23 protein-coding genes are annotated in these 23524 nt (G+C 64.6%); 15 read left to right on the top strand and 8 right to left on the bottom strand.

The features are described from left to right. The first annotated feature begins 207 nt into the window (after nt 1–207). From ACV959_RS08060 to ACV959_RS08050, 3 genes are read left to right on the top strand one after another with little or no spacing between them, the layout of a single operon-like run. On the top strand, nt 208–1347 hold the full coding sequence (locus tag ACV959_RS08060; RefSeq protein WP_475739358.1) for a cytochrome-c peroxidase: 1140 nt from the start codon (nt 208–210) through the stop codon (nt 1345–1347). Nucleotides 1348–1377: 30 nt separating this feature from the next. After that, complete coding sequence (locus tag ACV959_RS08055) at nt 1378–2457, top strand: metallophosphoesterase family protein (RefSeq protein WP_475739357.1); 1080 nt, start codon at nt 1378–1380, stop codon at nt 2455–2457. Nucleotides 2458–2472: 15 nt separating this feature from the next. Then, complete coding sequence (locus tag ACV959_RS08050; protein WP_475739356.1) at nt 2473–2871, top strand: c-type cytochrome; 399 nt, start codon at nt 2473–2475, stop codon at nt 2869–2871. A gap of 268 nt (nt 2872–3139) precedes the next feature. On the opposite strand, the gene guaB is transcribed toward ACV959_RS08050, so the two are convergent. Further along, nucleotides 3140–4627 (bottom strand): IMP dehydrogenase, encoded by a 1488-nt coding sequence (guaB, locus tag ACV959_RS08045; protein WP_475739355.1) that lies wholly within the window; start codon nt 4625–4627, stop codon nt 3140–3142. A 270-nt stretch (nt 4628–4897) separates the two neighbouring features. On the opposite strand from guaB, the gene ACV959_RS08040 reads away from it, so the two are divergent. Continuing rightward, nucleotides 4898–6937, top strand: a complete 2040-nt coding sequence (locus ACV959_RS08040) for a pilus assembly protein TadG-related protein (protein ID WP_475739354.1) — start codon at nt 4898–4900, stop codon at nt 6935–6937. A 30-nt stretch (nt 6938–6967) separates the two neighbouring features. On the opposite strand, the gene ACV959_RS08035 is transcribed toward ACV959_RS08040, so the two are convergent. Then, nucleotides 6968–8776: an ABC transporter transmembrane domain-containing protein gene (locus ACV959_RS08035; protein ID WP_475739353.1), complete on the bottom strand. Its 1809-nt coding sequence runs from the start codon at nt 8774–8776 to the stop codon at nt 6968–6970. A 337-nt stretch (nt 8777–9113) separates the two neighbouring features. On the opposite strand from ACV959_RS08035, the gene ACV959_RS08030 reads away from it, so the two are divergent. Both ACV959_RS08030 and ACV959_RS08025 read left to right on the top strand, forming a co-directional pair. Beyond that, nucleotides 9114–9281 carry a hypothetical protein gene (locus tag ACV959_RS08030; protein WP_475739352.1) on the top strand — a complete coding sequence of 56 codons (168 nt, stop codon included), beginning with the start codon at nt 9114–9116 and terminating at the stop codon, nt 9279–9281. 57 nt (nt 9282–9338) lie between these two features. Continuing rightward, a complete protein-coding gene (locus ACV959_RS08025; protein ID WP_475739351.1) occupies nt 9339–9506 on the top strand; it encodes a hypothetical protein in 168 nt (55 codons plus the stop codon). Between the two features lie 128 nt (nt 9507–9634). Here ACV959_RS08025 and ACV959_RS08020 read toward each other — a convergent pair whose 3' ends face one another. Continuing rightward, on the bottom strand, nt 9635–11287 hold the full coding sequence (locus tag ACV959_RS08020) for an acyl-CoA synthetase (RefSeq protein WP_475739350.1): 1653 nt from the start codon (nt 11285–11287) through the stop codon (nt 9635–9637). An 83-nt stretch (nt 11288–11370) separates the two neighbouring features. Further along, a complete protein-coding gene (locus ACV959_RS08015; RefSeq protein ID WP_475739349.1) occupies nt 11371–12084 on the bottom strand; it encodes a DUF1013 domain-containing protein in 714 nt (237 codons plus the stop codon). A gap of 454 nt (nt 12085–12538) precedes the next feature. Here ACV959_RS08015 and ACV959_RS08010 point away from each other — a divergent pair, with 454 nt between their 5' ends. Continuing rightward, on the top strand, nt 12539–12901 hold the full coding sequence (locus tag ACV959_RS08010; RefSeq protein WP_475739348.1) for a hypothetical protein: 363 nt from the start codon (nt 12539–12541) through the stop codon (nt 12899–12901). Between the two features lie 10 nt (nt 12902–12911). On the opposite strand, the gene ACV959_RS08005 is transcribed toward ACV959_RS08010, so the two are convergent. After that, the gene (locus ACV959_RS08005) at nt 12912–13982 is read right to left on the bottom strand and encodes a hypothetical protein (RefSeq protein WP_475739347.1); all 1071 of its coding nucleotides are present in this window, start codon (nt 13980–13982) and stop codon (nt 12912–12914) included. A gap of 164 nt (nt 13983–14146) precedes the next feature. Between ACV959_RS08005 and purM the strand changes: the two genes are divergently transcribed. The 3 genes from purM to ACV959_RS07990 are packed head-to-tail and all read left to right on the top strand — an operon-like array spanning nt 14147 to nt 16634. Beyond that, nucleotides 14147–15211 (top strand): phosphoribosylformylglycinamidine cyclo-ligase, encoded by a 1065-nt coding sequence (gene purM, locus ACV959_RS08000; protein ID WP_475739346.1) that lies wholly within the window; start codon nt 14147–14149, stop codon nt 15209–15211. Between the two features lie 51 nt (nt 15212–15262). Next, nucleotides 15263–15913, top strand: coding sequence for a phosphoribosylglycinamide formyltransferase (purN, locus tag ACV959_RS07995; RefSeq protein ID WP_475739345.1), 651 nt, complete (start codon nt 15263–15265; stop codon nt 15911–15913). A gap of 4 nt (nt 15914–15917) precedes the next feature. Then, nucleotides 15918–16634 carry a glutathione S-transferase family protein gene (locus tag ACV959_RS07990; protein WP_475739344.1) on the top strand — a complete coding sequence of 239 codons (717 nt, stop codon included), beginning with the start codon at nt 15918–15920 and terminating at the stop codon, nt 16632–16634. A gap of 77 nt (nt 16635–16711) precedes the next feature. Here the strand turns inward: ACV959_RS07990 and ndk are convergent, their stop codons facing one another. Beyond that, a complete protein-coding gene (ndk, locus tag ACV959_RS07985; RefSeq protein ID WP_475739343.1) occupies nt 16712–17134 on the bottom strand; it encodes a nucleoside-diphosphate kinase in 423 nt (140 codons plus the stop codon). A 125-nt stretch (nt 17135–17259) separates the two neighbouring features. Here ndk and ACV959_RS07980 point away from each other — a divergent pair, with 125 nt between their 5' ends. Continuing rightward, nucleotides 17260–17529: a hypothetical protein gene (locus ACV959_RS07980; RefSeq protein WP_475739342.1), complete on the top strand. Its 270-nt coding sequence runs from the start codon at nt 17260–17262 to the stop codon at nt 17527–17529. A gap of 35 nt (nt 17530–17564) precedes the next feature. Here the strand turns inward: ACV959_RS07980 and tpiA are convergent, their stop codons facing one another. Next, nucleotides 17565–18317: a triose-phosphate isomerase gene (gene tpiA, locus ACV959_RS07975; protein WP_475739341.1), complete on the bottom strand. Its 753-nt coding sequence runs from the start codon at nt 18315–18317 to the stop codon at nt 17565–17567. Nucleotides 18318–18432: 115 nt separating this feature from the next. Between tpiA and ACV959_RS07970 the strand changes: the two genes are divergently transcribed. The 3 genes from ACV959_RS07970 to arsB are packed head-to-tail and all read left to right on the top strand — an operon-like array spanning nt 18433 to nt 20366. Beyond that, nucleotides 18433–18774, top strand: a complete 342-nt coding sequence (locus ACV959_RS07970; RefSeq protein ID WP_475739340.1) for an ArsR/SmtB family transcription factor — start codon at nt 18433–18435, stop codon at nt 18772–18774. Next, nucleotides 18771–19298: an arsenate reductase ArsC gene (locus ACV959_RS07965; protein ID WP_475739339.1), complete on the top strand. Its 528-nt coding sequence runs from the start codon at nt 18771–18773 to the stop codon at nt 19296–19298. Before ACV959_RS07970 ends, ACV959_RS07965 begins: the two co-directional genes overlap by 4 nt. Before the next feature lie 6 nt (nt 19299–19304). Beyond that, the gene (arsB, locus tag ACV959_RS07960) at nt 19305–20366 is read left to right on the top strand and encodes an ACR3 family arsenite efflux transporter (protein WP_475739338.1); all 1062 of its coding nucleotides are present in this window, start codon (nt 19305–19307) and stop codon (nt 20364–20366) included. On the opposite strand, the gene ppk2 is transcribed toward arsB, so the two are convergent. Next, nucleotides 20363–21385, bottom strand: a complete 1023-nt coding sequence (gene ppk2 / locus ACV959_RS07955; RefSeq protein ID WP_475739337.1) for a polyphosphate kinase 2 — start codon at nt 21383–21385, stop codon at nt 20363–20365. The genes arsB and ppk2 overlap by 4 nt on opposite strands. A gap of 232 nt (nt 21386–21617) precedes the next feature. Between ppk2 and ACV959_RS07950 the strand changes: the two genes are divergently transcribed. Further along, nucleotides 21618–23522, top strand: coding sequence for a SurA N-terminal domain-containing protein (locus ACV959_RS07950; RefSeq protein WP_475739336.1), 1905 nt, complete (start codon nt 21618–21620; stop codon nt 23520–23522). Nucleotides 23523–23524 lie beyond the last annotated feature (2 nt).

The raw sequence follows: 23524 nt of genomic DNA, 5'->3' as shown, positions 1-23524 counted from the left end.
GCCGGACAAGGAAGATTGTCAGGAAGAAAATATTCGAACACTGTACATGCCGCATCGCACAAATAGAATTCCAGTGAAAATCGACCGTCGACTTCGCTGGTTGCGTATTGCCGGGACGGAGACTTGTCATCAGTTGGTAAGCGGAGCACTCTGAAAAGAGCAGCCGCCGGCGCGGCGCGCTGCGCATGACGCGGAGGAAACAAAGCTATGCGCTTGTCAAGAAAAAGGATTCGCGTTGAGACAACGCTTGCGGCGCTCACCCTCTCCGCCGCTTTCGGCCTGACGGGAGCGCTCGCGGAGCCCCTGGGACTGCCCAAAGTTCCCGTTCCCGCCGACAACCCGCAGACGCCCGAGAAGATCGCGCTCGGCGACAAGCTCTTTCACGATATGCGCTTTTCGATCGACGGCACGGTGAGTTGCGCGACATGCCACAATGACAAGAAAGCTTTCACGGATAGTCCGCTGAAGGTCTCGGAAGGGCATCACAAGCTCACCGGCACGCGCAACGCGCCGACGGTGATCAATTCGGCCTATTTCACGACGCTGTTCTGGGACGGACGCTCGCCGTCGCTCGAGGATCAGTCGCAACACCCGATGGTGAACCCCGTCGAGATGGGATTGCCCAATCATGAGCCCGTCCTGAAGATCGTTCGAGAAGATCCCGCCTATGTCGACGGCTTCAAGAAAGCCTTCGGGAAGAGCGGCAAGGACGTCACGATGGACGAGGTCAAGAAAGCCATCGCCGCCTTCGAGCGCAGCGTCGTCTCCGGCGATTCGCCCTTTGACCGCTGGTATTTCGGCGGCGACGCCGCCGCCATCAGCGATCAGGCGAAACGCGGCTTCAACGTCTTCGTCGGTCAGGGACGCTGCGTCTCCTGCCATGTGATCGAACAGACGCAGGCGCTCTTCACAGACAACAGGTTCCACAACATCGGCGTCGGCATCAACCGCATACAGGCGGACGTCCCGAAGCTCGCGGGAGAGTTTCTCAAGGCCAAGCTCGCGGGCGCGGACGTGGACAAATCCGTTCTCGCCGATCCCAAGACGTCAGACCTCGGACGCTTCGCGGTGACGAACGCCTTCGACGAGATCGGCGGCTTCAAGACCTCGACGCTGCGAAACATCGCGCTGACCGCGCCCTACATGCACGACGGTTCGCTGAAGACGCTCAAGGACGTCGTCAAACATTACAACGAAGGCGGCAAGAGCCCGGGCGACCCTTCCGTCAATCCCTATCTGTCCGGCGGCATACGGCCGCTCGCCCTGTCCGATCAACAGATCGACGATCTCGTCGCCTTCATGGAGACGCTCACGAGCCCGGCTTACGCCGCAGCGCAGTCGAAATGACGCGGCCATGAACCGCGAGGGAGAGAAACGATGACGAAACTCGTTACGAGACGCAGCGTCATGGCGGCGGGCGCGGCGGGACTTGCCGGCACAGTGTCGACGCTGCCGATCAGCATGGTGCGGCTGGCGTTCGCAGGCGAACGGCCCGACGTGTCCTTCACCTATATTTCCGACTCACACATTCAGCAGATCAAGGGCGCGAGCTTCGTGCGCAACTGGGACATGGGTCTCAAGCGCGCCGTGGCGGAGGCCAATCTCATCCAGCCGGAGGTCGACTTCGTCATGTTCGGCGGCGACCTCGCCCAGCTCGGCAAGCGGGAGGAGCTGGATCACGGCGCCGAAATGCTGTCGGCGCTCAAGGGCAAGCTCCATGCAGTGATGGGCGAACACGATTATTATCTCGATCTCGGCGAATACTGGTCGAAACTCTATGGCCCGCACTGGTACAGCTTCGACGTGAAGGGCGTGCATTTCATCGTGCTGAACTCCATTTTGACGACGGACGAATGGACGTTCCATCGCTGGCCGACGCCCGAGCAGCGGATGCTGGAGATGGCGGGCCTCGACAATCCGAACGGCTCTCCCTTCATGGTCGGCGAGAAGCAGCGCAAATGGCTCGCGGACGACCTCGCCAAGGTCTCCAAAGACACGCCGATCGTCGTCTTTTCCCATTCGCCCTTGCAGAAAATCTATAAGGGCTGGAACTTCTGGACCGACGACGCGGAGGAGGTGCAGGCGTTGCTGGCGCCGTTCAAGCGCGTCAACGTCATCTACGGGCACGTTCACCAGATCCAGTACAACCAGATCGGCAACATCGCCTTCAATTCGGTGATGGCGACGGCCTGGCCCTGGCCCTACCCCGCGACCTATGCGCAGGCGGAAAGCCACCTGCCGGTGCTCACCGTGCCGATGAACCGCGCCGATCCCTTCTTCGAGCGCGACGCCACCGGCTGGCAGCTCATCGACGTCAACTCGGGCCGCGTCACGGCGCGCTACCAGCTTTGGGACAATGACCCGCGCATCGTCGGTTTCGATCCCTACGCGGGCCATCCCGTCGACAAGAGCTATCAGGATCCCATGCGCCGGAAGGCCGCCCAGGCCCATTACTGACCCGAGGAGAACATCATGCGCTTTTCCATGACCGCCCTCGCGCTGGGCCTCGGCCTTGCCGCCGGCCCCGCTCTCGCGGACGAATTCAAACAGACGGACGTGCAACGCTGGCAGGCGGAATACGACTCCGTCGCCAAGAAGGGCCGCGAGCTCTGGACCAGCGGCGCGCTCGGGACGAATGGCGTCGCCTGCGCGCAATGCCATCCGAACGCCGCCAACACCCACCCGGAGACCTACCCCAAATTCCAGAAGCAGTTCGGCAAGGTCGCCCAGCTCTGGGAAATGGTGAACTGGTGCGTCAGGAACCCGCTGCAGGGGCAGCCGCTGGCCGCGGACGACCCGAAAATGACCGCCCTGCTCTCTTATATTCACTACGAGCGGCGCGGCGTGAAACTCGAGCCGGGCAAGCATTGAGGCGGCCGGCGGACGGGATCCGCCGGCGCCTAGCACAAAACGCCGGAAGCGCATCATCCATTTGCGCGATGCGCTTCCGACAAGGGAATCATAGTCTGTACACGAACAGCGAGGGGCGTACGAAATTTCGGCGGACGTCGAAAAGTCTCGGTGTTCGATACTGAGACGCGAATTTGAGGGGCAGGATTCTCGGGCTGGGTTCGATCTTTCAGGGATCGGTTTCATCCTAAAATTTTCCGGGGGCCTGTCGCGGGGCCCCCTTCTCGTTTCAGACCCCGGTCGGATAATTCGGGCTCTCGCGCGTGATCGCGACGTCGTGCACATGGCTCTCGCGCAGACCGGCGTTGGTGATCCGCACGAACTGCGCGCGCTCCTGGAACTCCTTCACCGTCGGCGCGCCCACATAGCCCATCGCCGCCCGCAGGCCGCCCGCGAGCTGATAGAGGATGGGTCCGATTGGACCGCGGTAGGGCACCTGCCCTTCGATGCCCTCCGGCACCAGCTTCAGCTGATCCTTCACGTCGCCCTGAAAATAGCGCGTCGCCGAGCCGGCCGTCATCGCGCCGACCGAGCCCATGCCGCGATAGGCCTTGAACGAGCGGCCCTGATAGAGGAACACCTCGCCGGGCGACTCCTCCGTGCCGGCGAAGAGCGAACCCATCATCACCACTTCCGCGCCCGCCGCGATCGCCTTGGCGAGATCGCCCGAATATTTCACGCCGCCGTCGCCAATCACCGGCACGTCTGCTTTGCGCGCCTCCTCGGCCGCCTCCATGATGGCCGTGAGTTGCGGCACGCCGACGCCGGCCACGATGCGCGTCGTGCAGATGGAGCCCGGCCCGATGCCGACCTTGATCGCGTCTGCGCCGGCGTCGATCAGCGCCTTAGCCGCCTCCGCGGTCGCAATATTGCCGGCGATGATCTGAACCTTGTTGGTTTCCCGCTTCACCCGCGCGACCTGGTCGATCACCGCCTGCGAATGGCCATGCGCCGTGTCGATCACGACGCAATCGACGCCCGCGTCGATGAGCTGGAGCGCGCGCTGGAATCCGTGGTCGCCGACGGTCGTCGCCGCCGCGACGCGCAGGCGGCCTTCGGAGTCCTTGCAGGCGTTGGGGTGCTGGGTGGCCTTCTCGATGTCCTTGACGGTGACAAGGCCCACGCAGCGATAATTCTCGTCGACGACAAGCAGCTTCTCGATACGATGCTCGTGCAGCAGGCGCTGCGCCTCCTCCTGCCCTACGCCCTCGCGCACGGTCACGAGCTTCTTCGTCATCAATTCGGCGATCGGCTGGCGCTGATCCGCCGCGAAGCGCACGTCGCGATTCGTCAGAATGCCGACAAGCCTGCCCTTCCCGCCGTCGGCTGAGCGCTCCACGACCGGAATGCCGGAGATGCCGTTGGCCGCCATGAGCGACAGCGCCTCGGCCAGCGTGGCGTCGGGGAAGATGGTGATCGGATCGACCACCATGCCGCTCTCGTAGCGCTTGACCTTGCGCACCTCGGCCGCCTGATCGGCGGGCGAAAGATTCTGGTGAATCACGCCGATGCCGCCGGCCTGCGCCATGGCGATGGCGAGACGCGCCTCGGTCACCGTGTCCATGGCCGCGGAGACGATCGGCAGGTTGAGGCGGATTTCGCGAGTCAGGCGCGAGGAGATGTCGACGCCCGACGGCATCACGCGCGAATGGCCTGGCCGCAGCAGCACGTCGTCGAACGTAAGGGCTTCGGTCAACGTGGCGGTCAGACGGGCCATGGGCCAACTCCTTGTGCGCGGAAAGGGGCGACGGCGGGATGAGCGCGCCGCGCGGGGTTGGCGGGTGCTCTTAGCATCAATCAAAGCAAAGGCAAATGCCGCCGGCCGCCGCGCCGCAGTTCTCCCATCCTCGGCGGACGGTCGGCGAGCGCGCCGCCAGCCGCGACGTTAAAGCAAAGATTAACGCAAGTTAGGCGCGTCAAGAGCAACTGATTTACGGAAGCTTGAATTTGGCCATGTACGATGCGCGCTTCGGAGGAATCCTCGAGAATGACGACATCGAATGTTTCGCTCGTCCGCGCCGCCGCCGCTTTTGCCGCACAGTTCGCGCGCGCCCGCTCGGGCGCCGCGGCGCTCATTTTTGGCCTCGCCTTCGTTCCGTCGATGCTCGGCATTGGCGCCGCGATCGACTACGGACGCGCGGCGCTGATCAAGTCCAAATTGCAGTCCGCGACGGACGCCGCCGCGCTGACGGCTGGCGGACAAAGCCGGCTGACGCAGACGGCGCGCCAGAACGTTGCGAAAAACGCGGTTCTGGCCAATCTCGGCGCCCTCGCCGGCAGTCTATCGCTCAAGGTGACGGAAACGGAGCCCGTCGCCGGAACTTATCGGGTTCAGGCCGACGCGCTGGTCAAGACCTCTCTGCTGAAATTCGCGAATTTCGAGACGATCCGCATCAGCGCCATGTCGGAGGCCGTTTCGTTCGGCGGGGGCGACGCGCCGGTCGAAATCGCCCTTGCTCTCGACAACACGGGCTCCATGCGCAACGACATGGCTTCCCTGAAGAGCGCCGCGAAGACGCTGGTTCAGAATGTCATGGGCGGCGGCTCCAAAAGCAAGATTCGGGTGAGCGTCGTGCCTTATGTGGCGGCGGTGAATCCCGGCCTTGCCGACATGTCGATGATCGACACGCGCATGTCCGCGCCCGCGACGGGAAACTGGTTCCGCTGGGCTTGGCTCGGCTACGACAAGAATTGCACGCCCGTGTGGGGCCCTGGCGGCTTCGGCCCGGGCGGCGGGAACAGCGGCGACACCTCCGGCGACGCGCGCGATCTGATCCAGCTACTCGACCCCTTCCGGCGCGTCGCGCAACAGTTGTTCGGCGTCAGCGCCGCTTTCGCGGCCGACGTTACGCCGAATACGATTCCCCCGCTTTCCACGCAAAGGCTGCGATCGAGCGCGACCAACCGCCAGTTCACCGTTCCCACGGGCTTCAATCTGCAACCCAAGGATTCCTACACCGCCGGCTGCGATTGGACGATGAACCCCGGCACGGTCAGCAATTACGAACTCTTCAACCGTCTGCTCGATGAAAAAGGGAAAGCGGTGAGATGGAAGGGCTGCGTCGAGGCGCGCGCCAACGCCAATGAAATCGCCGCCGCGAACGCGTCCTGGGGAACCTCCTACAACACAGGCGTCGATTACGACGTGACCGACATTCCGCCGACGAGCGGCGACGCCGCCTCGCTGTTCACGCCCTACTTCTGGCCGGACGAACCAGACTACAAGCCGTCCGACTGGTCGGCGGCGGCGCCCGGCGCCTTCGTCTCCGGTTCGGGCGCGTTCCACAACAATTATCTCGTAGACTACGCGGTTCCGTCGACTTGGAATTGGGTCGCCAATAGCTGGAACAACGGCCAGAGCATCCTGAAATATGACGGCAAGACAAGGTCCGCCATCATCAAGGAGACCGCGCCGGACACCTACGGCCCCAACGCCGCCTGCCCCGAGCCGGTGACGCGCCTCACCAACAATCAGGGACAAGTGATCTCGGCGATCGAGGCCATGAACTTCTGGTACAACGGCGGCACGGTGATCTCGGAAGGACTGACCTGGGCGTGGCGCACGCTGTCGCCGGAAAAGCCCTACGCCGACGGCGCGCCCTACACGGACACGAAGACCAAAAAAGTCATCGTGCTGATGACGGACGGCGTGAACGGGCTCGCCGAAAACGGCAACGCGTCGAGCGCGAACATCTCCGACTACTCCGCCTACGGCTATATGGGCGCAAGCCGTCTGTCATGGGCGGACGGCGTGACCACCTACGCCGGCTTGCAGACCTTCCTCGACAACCGCCTGAAAAAGGCCTGCGACAACGCCAAGGCGAAAGGGATTTCGATCTATACCGTCATGTTCAACCACAGCGGCTTCCTGAGCCCCGCGGAACAGGCGCATTCGGCGGCGTTGCTCTCCTATTGCGCCAGCAAGCCGGAAAACGCCTTCGTGGCGACGGATTCCTCCGCCCTGTCGGACGCCTTCGCCAATATCGCCGTCTCCGCGACCGCGTCGCCGCTGCGCCTGACGCAGTGACGGCGGAAGAAAACGCGAGCGGCGGAAACGTCAGGCCGCCGCCCCGCGCTCCGTGTCGAACTGCAGTTTCGCAAGCCGCGCATAGAGGCCGCCCGCCGCGGTGAGGCTCGCATGCGTGCCCTCCTCCACGATGCGTCCCTCATCGAGCACGACGATGCGGTCGGCCTCCAGCACGGTCGCGAGACGGTGGGCGATGACAATGCTTGTGCGGCCGGACATCACGTCGTGCAGCGCCGCCTGCACGGCGGCCTCGTTTTCGGCGTCGAGCGCGGAAGTCGCCTCGTCCAGCAGCAGCACCGGCGCGTCGGCGAGGATCGCGCGCGCGATCGCGAGGCGCTGGCGCTGGCCGCCCGAGAGCGTCACGCCGCGTTCTCCCAGAAGCGTGTCGTAACCCTGCGGCAGGGCGGCGATGAAATCGTGCGCCTGCGCGCGCTTCGCAGCCGCGACAACGGCCTCCCGCGTCGCATTGTCGCGCCCGTAGGCGATGTTTTCCTCGACGCTCAGGCCGAAGATCACCGGATCCTGCGGCGCGAGCGCGAAGGCCGCACGCAAATCGAGCGGATCGAGCGTGCGTAGATCGACGCCGTCCAGCGTGATGGAGCCCCTGTCCACGTCGTAGAAGCGGAGAAGCAGAGAAAACAGCGTCGACTTGCCCGCGCCCGAAGGACCGACGAGCGCGACCCGCTCGCCCGGCGCGACGGCGAGCGACAGATCGCGGAGCGCAGGACGGTCCGGCGCCGTCGGATAGGCGAAGCCGACATGATCGAACACGATGCGCCCCTGCCAGCGCGCGGGCGCCGGCGTGGGATTCGCCGGGGCCACGATGCGCGGCGCGACCGACAAGAGATCGGCGATGCGCGCGGCCGCCCCCGCCGCCGCGGCGACTTCGCTCCAGACCGAGGACAATTCACCCAGGGAACTCGCCCCGAGAACGGCGTAGAGCACGAATTGCGACAGAAGGCCGGAGCTCATGCGGCCGACGAGAACGTCCTGCGCCCCGAGCCACAGCACGGCGACAATGCTGGTGAAGACCACGAGAATCGCGCCCGCCGTCACATAGGCGCGCGTCAGCGTCGCGGCCTGCGCGGCCTCATAGGCGGTTTCGACCGCGCGCCGGAAACGCGAGACGGTCGCCGCCTGCGCGCCATTGGCCTGCATCGCCCGCACCGCCGACAGGTTTTCTCCCGCATAAGCCGACGCCTGCGCCAACATGTCCTGGGCATGTTTCGACCTGCGCCGGACGCTCCTGCCCGACGCGATGAGCGGCAGCACGATGACTGGGATCGCCGCGAGCGCGAGGCCGGCGAGCTTGGGGCTCGTGGCGAACATCATCACCACGGCGCCGATGAACATGAAGAGATTGCGCAGCGCCACGGAGGCAGACGAGCCGAAGGCGGATTTCAGGAGCGTCGTATCCGTCGTGAGGCGCGACAGCAGCTCGCCGGTCTTCGCCGTATCGTAGAAAGCGGCGTCGAGCGAGGTGAGATGTTTGAAGAGATCGGCGCGCAGGTCCGCGACCACGCGCTCACCGAGCGTCATCACGAAATAGTAGCGGGTGGCGGAAGCCAGCGCGAGGGTGGCGGCGACCGCGATCATGGCGCCGAAATAGGCGTTCACCGCGCCCGCGCTCTCCGCCGAAAAACCATGATCGATCATGCCGCGCACGGCGGCCGGAAGCGTCAGCGTCGCGCTGGACGCGACGATGAGCGCCGCGAAGGCGAGCGCGATCGTTCCCTTGTAGCGCAGCGCATAGGGAAGCAGCGGCCGCAGCGGAGAGAGCGTGGCGAGGAAAGGGCGTTTCGATTCGGCGGAAGGCGCGTCAGCGTTGATCTGGGTCATAGCCCGTCCCTATACCGCCGCAACGGCGTCAAGACGACTCCGCCGAGCGCCCGCCGCCATGTGCGGCCAAACTGGCCGCAATGCCCCGTGAAAAAAATTTTTTTCGGCGCGAAAGCCGGATAATTCTCGCCTCTGGAGAAGAAATTGACGTTTTTTCAAATTGCTATATTATGCGACACGTTGTCGCGGATCATTTGCCGCAGCGCTGGACACGGCCGAAACTTGTGCTAACCTCCCCCTGCGTCGAAATGACGCGCCCACCACGGCAGTGGGGGAATAAGCGCCAGAAAAACAAACAATAAGGCGCAGCTCTGGGAACGAAAGAGGAGTGAAGGTTATGGCTGATAAAGACTTCGAAATCACGACGAACACCTACATCTTCGCGGGCGTCGGCGCTCTGCTCCTCGGCGGCCTCGCCGCTGCCGCTCTCGGCGGCATGCAGAACACGATCGCGGCCGGCGTCGTCGGCGCTCTGGCGGGCGGCTGCCTCGGCCTGTTCTTCTAATTCCATCCGCCGCGCCGAAAAGGCCCGGCCCCCGAAACGTCCTAAGGAGTGAAGGTCATGGCTGATAAAGACTTCGAAATCACCACGAACACCTACATCTTCGCCGGCGTCGGCGGCGTGCTTCTTGGCGGCCTCGCCGCTGCGGCTCTCGGCGGATTGCAGAACACGATCGCGGCGGGCGTCGTCGGCGCTCTGGCGGGCGGCTGCCTCGGCCTGTTCTTCTAATCGGCTCTTGCCGTCTTCCGCCGGTCTGGCCGGCGGCGGCGGCGCAAGTCGACACCAGCCAGCAATTGCGATCAGCAATTGCTGGCTGTGTTGTTTTCACGCACGCTCCCCGAAAGAGCGCCGCGGCGTCAGAGCGTAGCCGTCGACGTCCCGCCCGGCCACATTTCCTTGGCGCGATTGCGCAGAATGTATTTCTGGATTTTACCGGTCGACGTCTTGGGAAGCTGACCGAAAACCACGTGGCGCGGGCATTTGAAGTGGGCGAGATGCGTCCGCGACCAAGCGATGATTTCTTCCGCCGTCGCCAGTTCGCCCTCTTTCAGCTCGATGAAGGCGCAAGGCGTCTCGCCCCATTTATCGTCGGGCGCCGCGACGACCGCAGCCGCGCTCACCTTCGGATGCTTGAACAGAACGTCCTCGACCTCGATGGAGGAGATGTTCTCGCCGCCTGAAATGATGATGTCCTTGGAGCGGTCCTTGAGCTGGATGTAGCCGTCCGGGTGCATCACCCCGAGATCGCCCGAATGGAACCAGCCGCCGTGGAACGCCTTGTCCGACGCGGCCTTGTTCTTGAGATAGCCTTTCATGACGATGTTCCCGCGGAACATCACCTCGCCCATGGTCGCGCCATCGCGCGGCACGGGCTGCATCGTTTCGGGATCAATAACGTCGAGTCCCTCCAGCACGCAGTAACGAACGCCCTGCCGCGCCTTCATCTGCGCCTGCCCAGAGGCGTCGAGACCATCCCAGCGGTCCTGCCATTCGTTGACCGCCGCCGGGCCGTAGGTCTCGGTGAGCCCATAAAGATGGGTCACCTCGAAGCCCGCCGCTTTCATCGCCGCCAGCACCGCCTGCGGCGGCGGCGCGGCGGCGGTGAAGAATCGCACCGTCTGCTTCAGCGGCTTCTTTTCCGCCTCGCTAGCGTTGAGCAGCGTCGACATCACGATGGGCGCGCCGCAAAGATGCGTGACGCCATGCTCTGACATCAGCGCGTACATGTGCCCGGCGCGCACCTGACGCAGGCAGACATGCGTGCCGGCGGCGACCGAGAGCGACCAGGGGAAGCACCAGCCGTTGCAATGGAACATCGGCAGGGTCCACAGATAGACGGGATGCCGTCCCATGTCGCCGGTGAGAATATTGCCGAGGGCCAGGAGATAGGCGCCGCGATGGTGATATACGACTCCCTTCGGGTCGCCGGTCGTGCCCGATGTGTAATTGAGGGAGATCGCGTCCCATTCGTCTGCCGGCGGCTTCCAGTCGTAATCCGGATCGCCGGCGAGGATGAAGTCCTCGTAGTCGATCGAGCCGAGACGTTCGCCCGGCCCGCGATATTCGGGATCGTCGTAGTCGATGATCAGCGGTTTCGCCTTGGCGAGCGCCAACGCCTCGCGAATGACGCCCGTGAATTCGCGATCGACGATGAGCGCCTTGGTCTCGGCGTGGTCGAGCGTGAAAGCGAGGATCGCCGCGTCGAGGCGCGTGTTCAGCGTATTGAGCACGGCGCCGGCCATCGGCGCGCCGTAATGGCACTCAAGCATCGCCGGCGTGTTGGCGAGCATGGCCGAAACCGTGTCGCCGCGCCCGATTCCCGCCTTCTCCAGCGCGCTCGCGAGGCGCCGGCTGCGCGCGTAGAAATCGCGATAGCTCCGCCGCAATTCGCCGTGAACGATGGCGACCCGGTCCGGAAAAACCGCCGCCGCGCGCGCCAGAAAGGTCAACGGCGTCAGGGGCTGGAAATTGGCCGGATTGCGGTCGAGGTCGCGATCGTATGCGGTCATCCGAAGCTCCATGGGCGCAAGCAGGCGACGCCTAGCAGGATATATGCAACTTCCCGCCAGCCGCCGCCATGACGCGAAACTGCTTACTCGCCGAAATCGAGATCCTTGAGCCGGCCGAAAACGCGGTCGGCGTCGAAATTGTCGTCCTCGTTCGAGGGACGCGCGGGAGCGGATTTGCCGAAAAGCTCCTCGGTCGTCGCCGGCTCGCGCAGGTTGGTCGTCAGGGCGGCGGGCATCAGCGTCTGGCCCTGATCCTCGACCACCGCCGGACGATCCTTCGCCGCGCGATTGACCTCGAAGTCGAGATCGATCTGCGAGCACAAACCGAGCGTCACCGGGTCCATCGGCGTGAGCGCGGCGGAATTCCAGTGCGTTCGCTCGCGGATCGCTTTCAGGGTCGCCTTGGTGGTGCCGACGAGACGCATGATCTGCGCGTCCTTCAGCTCCGGATGGTTGCGCACCAGCCACAGGATCGCGTTCGGGCGATCCTGGCGGCGGGAGAGCGGCGTATAGCGCGGCCCGCGCGCCTTCTTGACCTCGGGAACGACGACCTTCGACACGGAAAGCCGAAGCTGATGCCTCGGGTCGCGCTCGCCCTTCGCGATTTCCTCGCGCGTGAGCTGGCCCGAAGTGATCGGGTCGTGGCCGCGAATGCCAGCGGCGACCTCCCCGTCGGCGATGCCCTTCACCTCGAGGGGGTGGAGTTTGCAGAATTCGGCGATCTGATCGAAGGTCAATGATGTGTTCTCGACGAGCCAGACTGCCGTCGCCTTCGGCATCAAGGGGGCGTTGCTCATCCTGGAAATCTCCTTGGGTCGCGGGCATGGCGGGAGCGTCCGGCGCCGCGCCTCCTTCGCGCTGGCGACCCCATAGGCTCGACCGTCCATGATGGGAATGACGCTTATATACGCGCCTGAAGGGTAAAACGCAATGATTCCCCGGCCGCGCGCCGAAAACTGCGGCGCCGGCCCGGATCGCCGCGCTCAGCGGATAACCTTAACCCCGACAATTCGCTCCCCCGACCCCGGCTTCGCCTCCAACGGCGCAAGCCTTGCCGTGACTGTTACATGCGCCGCAGATGCGCAAATTCGGGAGAAGTCAAAAATGTCAAGATTTCATAAAAGCTTGGTCCTGGCCGCAGCTCTCGGCCTCGCCTCTGCCGGTTCCGCCCTGTCCCAAACTGCGTCATCCGGCCCGCGGGTGGTGGACGCAAATGGGAAGGCGGTTGGGACGCTGGTCGGTCGAGACGAAGTGCTGGTCAAATTCGCCGACGGCGACGCTTTGCTAAAAATCGACAGCTTCGGTCTTTCCACGCCGGCGGGCGCGAGCCCGGTTTATTATTATCCGACGACGGATTGTTCCGGCCCGCGCTACGCCCGCGCGGACAGCTTCCCGGCCTTCGCCTATTTCGACGCCTATCCGAGGACGCCGGAACCCGGCAAGAGCCTCGGCGGCACGATCTATTACGCGAAGCGTCCGCTCGTCAGGATCAACTTGAAATCGGTGGGCCTGCCGGGCGCCTGCATGGGCATCTATGAAGAGAACGTCATTGTCGGATCGGTCGGCAAGAGCGCCTACGTTCCCGGCTACACGCTGCCGCTCTCCATTCGATAGGTCGTGCGCGTCACGCCTCTCTCGCGTGGGCTGGCCTCAGTCCACGCAGATGCTCCGGCAACACGTCTCCCAGCGCGCCGCTGATCTTCGGTCCGTATTTGTGGAAGAACAGGCCGAAGGCGATCAGCAGGATTCCGATGCCCGAGAGGGCGAAGGGGAAAAGGATCGAATCCTTGAACACTTCGCTCGCGAGGTGGCCGAGATACATGGTCACGCCGATCGCGCCGAAGGTCGCATAGACACGGCGCATCAGGAATAGCGACAGGAACACCAGTCCGACATTGATTGCGCAATAGACAGCCTTGCCGAATTCATCGCCGCTGTGCTGCGCGGTCAGCCCGCCCCAGAAAGCGAGGAGACCGCCTAGATGCAGCCAGTAAGCGAAGTCTCCGTTTCTCCAGATCCTGAGATCGACGAGCCAGGCGAGCGCCATCGTCGCAAGACCGAAATACATGCTGACCGTCGCGCGCTGCTCCCATGAAAATTCCTCGACGCCCATCAGCCATGGCGTCAAATCCATGGACAGGAACCACAGGCAGAAGCCGATGATCATGGTCAGGAAGGGGAACGGGAAGAACCAGAGCGCGACGAGCGCAGCCGAGATCGTGCCGAGTTCCATCGGCAGCCAGCTCGACTTGATCCAGATGTAGAAATCGCGATAGCCGCCGGGCGCGTCGATCGGGCTGTGACCCCAGAGCGACTGCAACGCGAAGATGGCGAGCGGCGCCATGCCGACCGCGCAGGCGACCAAAAGCCCGCCCGGCGTGCGCAGGTCGCGACGCCAGAGATGCGCGCCGCCGGCCGTAAAGGCCGCCGCATAGACGAGCGCCGTCGTCAGCAGCGCCTTGTCGCCCCACAGGCCGAAGGCGGTCGTGGAAAAGAGCCCCATGGCGCCGAGCACGATGAGGGCGCCCGCATACCAGAGCAGATGCACGAAATCATAGCGCGGCGGCTGATAACCGGACGGGGCGGCGGCGACACGCGCGGCGAAGAAGCGGGCAAGCCGGTCGAAGGTGTCGGCGTCGATGACGCCGGCGTCCCGCGCCTCGGACAGATCGTTGAGAGTCGAGCGTGATTTCATCGGGAGAGTCTCCTGTCGACGACGTTTCTAGCTGCCGCGCCGCAATAGAGGATTGTGCAAACGCACATGAGCCTAATGAGCCTAATGGATTGCTGACAATTTGACAGCCGCCGCGCCTTTCGCCCATTTACCCCAGCGGGCGGGAGGCCCGACGGGACAGCGAGATGCAACAGAAAGCCAAAGGGCTCACATATTCCGACGCGGGCGTGGATATCGACGCCGGCAATCGTCTCGTCGAGATGATCCGCCCCGCCATCCGCGCGACGCGCCGGCCCGGCGCCGATGGCGAGATCGGCGGATTCGGCGGGGTCTTCGACCTCAAGGCGGCCGGTTTCGCCGATCCGGTTCTCGTCGCCGCCAACGACGGCGTCGGCACCAAGGTCAAGATCGCCATCGAATCCGGCCTGCATGGCACGATCGGGATCGACCTTGTCGCCATGTGCGTCAACGATCTCATCGTGCAGGGCGCCGAACCCCTGTTTTTTCTCGACTATTTTGCGACCGGCAAACTCGATCCGGCCGTCGCCGCCTCTGTGGTCAAGGGCATTGCCGACGGCTGCGTAATAGCGGGCTGCGCGCTTCTGGGCGGAGAGACGGCGGAAATGCCGGGCCTTTACGCCCGAAGCGATTACGACCTCGCGGGCTTCGCGGTGGGCGCCGCCGAGCGCCGGAGCCTGCTGCCGCGCGAGGTTCAGGCGGGCGACGTGGCCATCGGCCTCCCCTCGTCCGGCGTGCATTCCAACGGCTTCTCGCTCGTCCGCCGGATCGTGAAGGAAACCGGCCTTTCCTGGAACGCCACCGCCCCCTTCGCGCCCGAGATGACCCTCGCCCGCGCCCTGCTCGAGCCGACGCGGATCTATGTAAAGCCGGCGCTGGCCGCGCTGAAGCGCACGGCCCACATCCGCGCTCTCGCGCATATCACCGGCGGCGGCTTCCCCGACAATTTGCCGCGCGTCTTGCCCAGGGGCGTCGGCGTAAGGCTCGATCTCACCGCCTTCCCGGTTCCGCGCGTCTTCAAATGGCTCGCACAGACAGGCGAGGTGGCGGAAGCGGAGATGCTGCGCACGTTCAACTGCGGGATCGGCATGGTGGTCTTCGCCGCGCGGGACGGCGCCGGCGAGGTCGAAAAGGCGCTGCGCGACGCCGGCGAGAAGCCGGTTCGGATCGGCGAGGCGATCGCGGCCAAAACCGGCGAGCGCGTCATCATGAACGGCGCGCTGGGCTTGTGATCCTGAAGGCGCGACCCGCCGGCTTTCGGCCTTGACGGCCGGGGAAGAATGATGACCCGTCTGCGCACCGCCATTCTCATCTCCGGCCGCGGCTCCAACATGGACGCGCTGATCGCCGCGGCGCGGGCGCCGGAATTCCCTGCCGAGATCGCCCTCGTGCTTTCCAACCGCCCCGATGCGCCAGGCCTCGCGAAGGCGAAGGCGGCGGGAATCGCCGTCGCCGCCGTCGACCACAAGATTTACGCCGGCCGAGAAGAGTTCGAGCGGTCGCTTCAGGCGATGCTCGAAGCCTATCGCATCGAGTTCATCTGCCTTGCCGGCTTCATGCGGCTCTTCACGCCATGGTTCATCAATCAGTGGCGCGGGCGGATGCTCAACATCCACCCCGCCCTGCTGCCCGCCTATCGCGGCCTGCATACGCATGAGCGCGCGCTGGCGGACGGCGTGAAAATCCATGGCTGCACCGTGCATTTCGTCGTGCCCGAGATGGACGAAGGCCCGATCGTCGCCCAGGCCGCGGTGCCCGTGCTCGACGGCGACACGCCCGAAACGCTCGGCGCGCGCGTGCTGGCGCAGGAGCATGCGATCTATCCGTTGGCGCTCCGGCTGGTGGCGTCGGGCAAGGTGCGGGTCGAAGGCAACCGGGTGCTGGGGGCGTTGGCGCGCAGCGACGCGTCGCTGCGCGCCCCTCGGGAGGATTGAGACGATGACGGTCAAAATCTACGGCTTCGGACCCGCCCCGGGACTCCCCGATCTTTCGCCTTTCGTCATCAAGGCGATGACCCTCCTGAAGATGGCCGGCGCCGATTACGTCGTCGACACGACCGGTTTCCGGAAGGCGCCGAAGGGCAAGTTGCCCTATATCGAGGACAATGGCGTCGTCGTCGCGGATTCGACCTTCATCCGCTTCCATCTCGAGAAATCGCGCGGCGTCGACTTCGATGCGGGGCTGTCGCCCGCCCAACGCGCGCAGGGCTGGGCGATCGAAAAAATGTGCGAGGATCATCTATTGTGGATCATCGCGCGCCTGCGCTGGCGGGACGATGCGAATTTCGCCCGGGGGATCGGGTTATTTTTCGACAGAATGCTGCCGGCGCCAATTCGCGCCCCCGCCAAATGGATGATCCGCCGTCAGATTGTGAAGCGCCTCTGGCAGATGGGCGTCGGCCGCTTCACCGACGCCGAGCTTTCGATCCTCGGCGCGCGCGACGTGGAGGCGCTCGCGACGCTCATCGGCGACAAGCCCTTTCTCATGGGCGAGGTCCCCTGCGCGGCGGACGCCGCTGTTTTCGCGATGCTGAACCTGCTGATGGACGAAGCAACCGCCTCGCCGACGCGCGATGCGGCGATGGCGGCGCCCAACCTTGTCGCCTATCGCGACCGGATGATGGCGCGTTTCTTCCCGGAGCGCGCCCTGGGTTAATCGCGTCCAAGGGTCCGATTGCCAGAGCGGCCGGGACCAAGTCCGGCCGCCCGATCCGGGGCGTTTGAACGGTCCCGTCAGCCGACGATCTCGTTGCCCGAGAAGAACTGCGCGATTTCGACCGCCGCGGTCTCGGGCGCGTCGGAGCCGTGCACCGAATTCTCGCCGACCGAGAGGGCGTGCTCCTTGCGGATCGTGCCCGGCGCGGCGTTGGCGGGGTTCGTCGCGCCCATGACCTCACGATAGCGCGCGATGGCGTTTTCGCCTTCCAGCACCTGAACGACGACCGGCGCAGAGATCATGAAGTCCACGAGTTCGCCGAAGAAGGGACGCTCCTTGTGGACCGCGTAAAATGTCTCGGCCTGCTCGCGGGTCATGCGGATGCGCTTCTGTGCGACGATGCGCAGGCCGGCGCCCTCGATGATCGCATTGATGGCGCCGGTGAGGTTGCGCTTGGTCGCGTCGGGCTTGATGATTGAAAAAGTGCGTTCGATCGCCATGAGAGCGCATCGCCTCGTTGTTGGAGTGCTAAAGGGATAAGCGCCGCGCTTATACCGGCGGCGCCGCGGGGCGGCAAGCCTCGGCGCCGCCGGCGTCCGATCGCAGGAGACGCAAGATAAACGCCATGCCGAACCGAAACATTCTGTTTACCGGCGCGCTGCTGGCCGCGCTTGGCCCCGCGTCGATGGCCGAGGCGGGACAGACGACCTCTTTCCCCTGCCGAAACATGGGCGACGGGAGATATCTCGTGGACGGACCGGATTTCGCCGCGATGACGAAAACGCTCGGCTACCGGGAAACGCCGTCCTACAAGGTTCTCAAATTCACGAAAAAGCGATCGCCTGACGGTTGGACCAACGGAATATGCCTTTTCGAACTCGAGCCAAATGATTGATCGGCGTCAAACCGACAGTCCACGACGCGAGAGCGTCACCGATAGGCGTCGGCGATCGCCATAAAATCCTTCGCCGTCAGGCTCGCGCCGCCCACCAGCGCCCCGTCGACGTTGGGAACGCTCATCAGCTCCTTCGCGTTCGCCGGTTTCACCGAACCGCCGTAGAGGATGCGAACGGCGTCGCCTTTGCCGTCGCCGAGCCGCGCCTCGATCCGCTCGCGGGCGAAGGCGTGCATTTCGGCGACGTCCGCGGGCGTGGGCGTCAGCCCGGTCCCGATCGCCCAGACCGGCTCATAGGCGACGACGACGGTTCCGGGCGCTTCCGACGGGAGAGATCCCTCGATCTGCTCGCCGACGACGGACAATGCGTCGCCTCCCTCGCGTTCGGCGCGCGTCTCGCCGACGCAGATGATCGGCGTGAGCCCTGCGCGTAACGCGGCCGCCGCCTTCGCTTGGACGGCCTCGTTCGTCTCGCCATGATCGGCGCGGCGCTCGCTGTGTCCGACAATGACATAAGCCGCACCCGCGTCCTTGAGCATTTCGGCGGAAATATCGCCGGTATGGGCGCCGCTGGCCGCCGCGTGGCAATCCTGCCCGCCCAGTCCGATCCCAGCGCGGGCGGCCGCTTCGGCCAAGAGGCCGATGAGCGTGGCGGGCGGGCAGACAATCAATTCCGTCTTCGCCTTCAGCCCCGGATCATAGGCCGCGCCCATCGCCGCAAATTCCGCAGCCGATGCGCGCAGACCGTTCATTTTCCAGTTTCCGGCGACAAGCGGGCGTCGGGTCATGAGCGGAATCCTTATGAGGCGGCGATCTCTGTTAACAGATGACCGTTAACTCGCAATGCGGCGGAGGGGCGCGGCGTCATCGACTTGTCACTATTATTTCTATATATCTGGAAATATGGAATCAGAATCCGCTCTCGTCTGCTTCGCGGCGCTCGCGCAGCCAACGCGGCTTGACGCCTTTCGTCTGCTCGTCCGGGCCGAGCCCGGCGGGCTTCCGGCGGGGGAACTGGCTCGCAGGCTCGGCGTGCCGCAAAACACCCTGTCGGCGCATCTCAACGTCCTGTCCCATGCGCGGCTTGTGATGAGCGCGCGCAATGGGCGCAGCGTCGTGTATCGCGCCGACGTCTCCCGCCTCTCCGCGCTGTTGCGGTTCATGGCCGAAGACTGCTGTGGCGGCGCCGGCTGCGCGAGCGCAGAAAACCTCCTCCTTTCCACCTGCGAAGAGACCGCAAAATGACCGAGAAGACCTACAACGTGCTTTTTCTCTGCACGGGCAACAGCGCCCGCTCCATCATGGCGGAAGCCATTCTCGGCCATCTCGGGGCAGGACGCTTCAACGCCTATTCGGCGGGCAGCCATCCCAAGGACGCAGTCAACCCCTACGCCCTGCTGACGCTGGAAAAGATGGGTTTTCCCGCCGAAGGTTTCCGTTCCAAGAGCTGGGACGAATTCGCCGCGCCCGGCGCGCCGGCGATGGATTTCGTCTTCACAGTCTGCGACAATGCGGCGGGTGAAATCTGCCCGGTCTGGCCGGGCCAGCCGATGACCGCCCATTGGGGAATCGAAGACCCCGCCGCCGTGGAAGGGTCCGACATCGACAAACAGCGCGCCTTCGCGACCGCCTTCCGATATCTCAGGAATCGCATCGAACAGTTCCTCGCGATTCCACTGCACCGTCTCGACAGGCTCGCGCTCGGCAAGCGCCTGCGCGAGATCGGAGAGTTGGAAGGCGCGACGCATCCGCGCGTCCAGGCGGAGTAAATCGTCATGACGATCTTCGAACGCTATCTTTCCCTCTGGGTCGGACTTTGCATCGTCGCGGGCGTGACGCTGGGCCATTTTTTTCCCGGCTTTTTCCATGCGATCGGCGCGCTTGAATTCGCCAAGGTCAATCTGCCGGTCGCGGCGCTGATCTGGCTGATGATCGTGCCAATGCTGATGAAGATCGACTTCGCCGCGCTGAAGCAGGTGGGCCGTCACTGGCGCGGCATTGGCGTGACGCTTTTCGTCAACTGGGCGGTGAAGCCCTTCTCCATGGCGCTGCTGGGCTGGCTTTTCATCGGCCATCTCTTCCGGCCATATCTCCCGGCGGATCAGATCGACTCCTATATCGCAGGCCTGATCCTGCTGGCGGCGGCTCCCTGCACGGCGATGGTCTTCGTCTGGTCGAACCTGACCAGGGGCGAACCGCATTTCACCTTGAGCCAAGTGGCGCTCAACGACGCCATCATGATCGTCGCCTTCGCGCCGATCGTGGGGCTTCTGCTGGGCCTGTCGTCGATCGCCGTGCCGTGGGACACGCTGTTTCTGTCGGTTGTTCTCTATATCGTCGTTCCCGTCATCATCGCGCAGTTCATCCGCAAAACGCTTCTGGCGTCCGGCGGGGAGGCGGCGCTTTCCGGCGCGCTCGCGAAGATCGGCCCGCTGTCGCTCGTCGCGCTGCTCGCAACGCTGGTTCTGCTGTTCGGATTTCAGGGCGAACAGATTATACGCCAGCCGGCGATCATCGCCATGCTCGCGATTCCGATCCTCATCCAGGTCTATTTCAACTCTGCGCTCGCCTATGCGCTTAATCGCGTGACCGGCGAGGCGCATTGTGTCGCGGGTCCCTCGGCGCTGATCGGCGCCAGCAATTTCTTCGAACTCGCGGTCGCGGCGGCGATAAGCCTTTTCGGCTTCGACTCCGGCGCCGCGCTCGCGACCGTCGTGGGCGTGCTGATCGAAGTGCCTGTGATGCTGAGCGTCTGCTGGATCGTGAACCGCAGCAAGGGGTGGTACGAGCGGGGCGCGCGCGCCGACGCCCGACCCGCGTCGAATACGGCCGTCTAAACCCGGCTCCGCCTCTTCTCCAGATCAAGCGTCAGCGATCGGCCGACGATATGCTCGCTGCGGCCGATGACATGGGCGCTGGCGCCGACGATCAACGGGTCGGGGCCGCGCACGACGCTCGTATCCTTGTTGGGATAGTCGAGACTCGACAGGAAGTGCTGCATGCAATTGAGGCGCGCGCGCTTCTTGTCGTCCGACTTGATGACCACCCACGGCGAGTCCGCCGTGTCGGTGAAGAAGAACATCGCCTCCTTCGCCTCCGTGTAGTCGTCCCATTTGTCCATGGAGGCGCGGTCGATGGGCGACAGCTTCCACTGTTTCAGCGGATCGGTCTCGCGCGCCTGGAAGCGGCGCATCTGCTCCTCGCGCGTCACCGAGAACCAATATTTGTAGAGCCGGATGCCGGAATTGACGAACATGCGTTCGAGCTGCGGACACTGGCGCATAAATTCAAGATATTCGTTGGGCGTACAGAAGCCCATCACCCGCTCGACGCCCGCGCGGTTGTACCAGGAGCGGTCGAAGAAAACGATCTCGCCGCCCGCGGGAAGATGCTCGATGTAGCGCTGGAAATACCACTGCGTGCGCTCGCGCTCGGAGGGCTTCTCTAGCGCCACCACGCGCGCCCCGCGCGGGTTGAGATGCTCCATGTAGCGTTTGATCGTGCCGCCCTTCCCCGCCGCGTCGCGGCCCTCGAACAGCATGACGATCCGCTGGCCGGTCTCCTTGACCCAGTTCTGGGCCTTGAGCAGCTCGACCTGGAGCGACTCCATATGCTCAAGGTAGACCCGATTGGACAGCCGCGTCTTATACGGGAATTCGCCCGTCTCGAAGGCGTGACGGATCGCCTCCGAATCGGCCCGCAGGCGGCGAACGTCCTCGCGCCGGGGCTCGGGTCCGGCGACCTTCGAAACCGGCGGGGCTACCGCGGCCTGCGCCTGGCCCTCCACAGCGTCCGCGCCCAGTCTCTCGATAGCCTCGACCGCCTCGGCGCCAATCTCATTCCTCGTTTCGTCCATGCGGTCCCTCTCGCGTCGAATTCCCGGCGCGGAACGGCGTTCCGACCAGTCCGGCTTCTCTGATTTCGACCGGGAGAGTCTGCCTGTCCAGCCAAGCTCGCAAGAGCGCATTTCGACGCGCCCGAAACTTCTACACGCGGCTGATTGCCACGGCCCGCTCCCCTCCCTATAGTCCGCCGCCAAAATGGGGTGGCTCAGCTCCGAAATGCTTGAAAAAAGGGAACCGGAAATCATGCTCGAGGGCCTGCGCGTCGCATCGCAGAACTGGATCGGCCGCGCCATCATGGCGGTTGTGATGGGCGTCATCGTGGTCAGTTTCGCGATCTGGGGCGTCGGCGACGTCTTTCGCGGCTTCACCGCCCAGCGGCTGGCGCGCGTCGGCTCCGGCGAGGTGACGGTCGACCAGTTCCGCACGTCCTTCCAGAACGAGCTGCGCCGGGTGCAGCAGCGCCTGCGCCGCGCCGTGACCGCCGAGGAGGCGCATCGCGCGGGCCTCGATCTCCAGGTTCTCGAGCGCCTGATCACGGACCTCGCCCTCGACCAGAAGGCCCGCCAGCTCGGCCTCGCCGCGAGCGACGAGACCACTCAGAAGCTCATCGCCAAGGAAAAGATCTTCCAGGGCGCGGACGGCAAGTTCGACGCGGAACGCTTCAAGCAGATCGCCCGCGACGCCGGCTTCACCGAACGCAGCTTTGTCGCCGACCAGAAGGCGGCCTATCTGCGCAAGATCCTGACCGACGTCGTCATAACCGGCGTCGAACCGCCGAAACTGATGATCGAGGCGATTCATCGCTTCCGCAACGAGGCGCGCTCGGTCGATTATTTCGTGCTCCCCGTCTCCGCAGCCGGCGCCGCGGCCGCGCCGAGCGAAGAAGAGATGAAAAAATATTTCGAGGACCGAGAACAGACGTTCCGCGCCAAGGAATTCCGTAAGCTCACCGTCCTGGAGGTGAGCCCGTCGACGGTCGCCAAGCCGGCCGATGTGTCCGACGCCGACGCCCGCAAGCTATACGATGAAGTCAAGGCCAAGCGCTACGGGACGCCCGAAAAGCGCGAGGTTCGCCAGCTCGTCTTCAAGACCGACAAGGAAGTCGAGGAGGCCGTAGCCAAACTCAAGGGCGGCGCGGACATCGACGCGCTGGCCGTCGAGCTCAAGCGCAATCCGAAGGACGTCGACCTCGGCTTCGTCGAGCAGCGGGATTTTGGCGACCCCAAGGTCGGCGCCGCCGTTTTCGCCCTGGCGCAGCCCGGCGTGGCCGAGCCGGTGCAAACCGCCTTCGGCACGGTGGTTTCGGTCGTGAAGAAGATTTCGCCAGCGATCTACAGCAAAACCTATGAACAAGTCGCCGACGAGTTGAAGAAGGAAGTCGCCGCCCAGCGCGCCATGCCGGAAGTGCGTCGCCTTCGCGACCTCATCGAAGATCAGCGAACCTCCGGCAAAACGCTCGCGGAAGCCGCCGCCGCCGCCGGGATGCAGCCGCGCACGATCGACGCGATCGACGACGCAGGCCGCGACAAGGATGGCAAGCCGATCGACGCGCCGGCCGGCGCCGACCTGATCAAGGCGGCCTTCGCCTCCGACGTGGGCGTGGACAATGACACGGTCGCGACGCGGGACGGCGGCTATGTCTGGTTCGAGGTGAACGCCGTCGAGCCCGCGCGCCAGAAGACCTTCGAGGAAGTAAAGGCCGCCGTCGCCGAGGCGATGCGCGCCGAAAGCGCCCAGAAGGCGCTGGACGCCAAGGCGAGCGAGATCGTCGCCAAGATCAAGGGCGGCCAGTCGATCGACGACGCGGCGAAGGCGCTGGGACTCCAGGCAAAGCGCGCGACCGACGTGAGGCGCGCCCAAAACCCCGAATTCGCCACGAGCACGATCGTTCAGTTCTTCGAAGTGGCGCCTGGCGGGTCGGGCTCGGTCACCGTTGACGGCGGCCGTCTCATCTTCCACGTCAAGGACGCCCAGACCCCGCCCTTCGATCCGACCTCGATCGAGTCGAAAACCATCGCCGAGCAACTCAAGCCCGCGCTTCAGAACGATCTGCTGGAGCAATATGTCGGCGGCCTCGAGAAGGCGCTCAACGTCGACATCAATCAGAAGGCGCTCGAAGCCGCGATCGGAATGGGCAAGGAACAGTGACC

The organism is Methylocystis sp. Se48 (assembly GCF_056269425.1).
This window is presented reverse-complemented; position numbering and strand designations above follow the sequence as displayed.

What these genes read in the sequence shown, in the direction of transcription:
- ACV959_RS08040 (WP_475739354.1), top strand. Translation starts at nt 4,898, where the DNA reads ATGACGACATCGAATGTTTCGCTCGTCCGCGCCGCCGCCGCTTTTGCC.
- guaB (WP_475739355.1), bottom strand. Translation starts at nt 4,627, where the DNA reads ATGGCCCGTCTGACCGCCACGTTGACCGAAGCCCTTACGTTCGACGAC.
- ACV959_RS08055 (WP_475739357.1), top strand. Translation starts at nt 1,378, where the DNA reads ATGACGAAACTCGTTACGAGACGCAGCGTCATGGCGGCGGGCGCGGCG.
- ACV959_RS08020 (WP_475739350.1), bottom strand. Translation starts at nt 11,287, where the DNA reads ATGACCGCATACGATCGCGACCTCGACCGCAATCCGGCCAATTTCCAG.
- tpiA (WP_475739341.1), bottom strand. Translation starts at nt 18,317, where the DNA reads ATGACCCGACGCCCGCTTGTCGCCGGAAACTGGAAAATGAACGGTCTG.
- ACV959_RS07950 (WP_475739336.1), top strand. Translation starts at nt 21,618, where the DNA reads ATGCTCGAGGGCCTGCGCGTCGCATCGCAGAACTGGATCGGCCGCGCC.
- ppk2 (WP_475739337.1), bottom strand. Translation starts at nt 21,385, where the DNA reads ATGGACGAAACGAGGAATGAGATTGGCGCCGAGGCGGTCGAGGCTATC.
- ACV959_RS08050 (WP_475739356.1), top strand. Translation starts at nt 2,473, where the DNA reads ATGCGCTTTTCCATGACCGCCCTCGCGCTGGGCCTCGGCCTTGCCGCC.
- ndk (WP_475739343.1), bottom strand. Translation starts at nt 17,134, where the DNA reads ATGGCGATCGAACGCACTTTTTCAATCATCAAGCCCGACGCGACCAAG.
- ACV959_RS07980 (WP_475739342.1), top strand. Translation starts at nt 17,260, where the DNA reads ATGCCGAACCGAAACATTCTGTTTACCGGCGCGCTGCTGGCCGCGCTT.
- ACV959_RS08030 (WP_475739352.1), top strand. Translation starts at nt 9,114, where the DNA reads ATGGCTGATAAAGACTTCGAAATCACGACGAACACCTACATCTTCGCG.
- ACV959_RS08035 (WP_475739353.1), bottom strand. Translation starts at nt 8,776, where the DNA reads ATGACCCAGATCAACGCTGACGCGCCTTCCGCCGAATCGAAACGCCCT.
- ACV959_RS08005 (WP_475739347.1), bottom strand. Translation starts at nt 13,982, where the DNA reads ATGAAATCACGCTCGACTCTCAACGATCTGTCCGAGGCGCGGGACGCC.
- purN (WP_475739345.1), top strand. Translation starts at nt 15,263, where the DNA reads ATGACCCGTCTGCGCACCGCCATTCTCATCTCCGGCCGCGGCTCCAAC.
- ACV959_RS08015 (WP_475739349.1), bottom strand. Translation starts at nt 12,084, where the DNA reads ATGAGCAACGCCCCCTTGATGCCGAAGGCGACGGCAGTCTGGCTCGTC.
- ACV959_RS08060 (WP_475739358.1), top strand. Translation starts at nt 208, where the DNA reads ATGCGCTTGTCAAGAAAAAGGATTCGCGTTGAGACAACGCTTGCGGCG.
- ACV959_RS07970 (WP_475739340.1), top strand. Translation starts at nt 18,433, where the DNA reads ATGGAATCAGAATCCGCTCTCGTCTGCTTCGCGGCGCTCGCGCAGCCA.
- ACV959_RS08025 (WP_475739351.1), top strand. Translation starts at nt 9,339, where the DNA reads ATGGCTGATAAAGACTTCGAAATCACCACGAACACCTACATCTTCGCC.
- ACV959_RS07990 (WP_475739344.1), top strand. Translation starts at nt 15,918, where the DNA reads ATGACGGTCAAAATCTACGGCTTCGGACCCGCCCCGGGACTCCCCGAT.
- arsB (WP_475739338.1), top strand. Translation starts at nt 19,305, where the DNA reads ATGACGATCTTCGAACGCTATCTTTCCCTCTGGGTCGGACTTTGCATC.
- purM (WP_475739346.1), top strand. Translation starts at nt 14,147, where the DNA reads ATGCAACAGAAAGCCAAAGGGCTCACATATTCCGACGCGGGCGTGGAT.
- ACV959_RS07965 (WP_475739339.1), top strand. Translation starts at nt 18,771, where the DNA reads ATGACCGAGAAGACCTACAACGTGCTTTTTCTCTGCACGGGCAACAGC.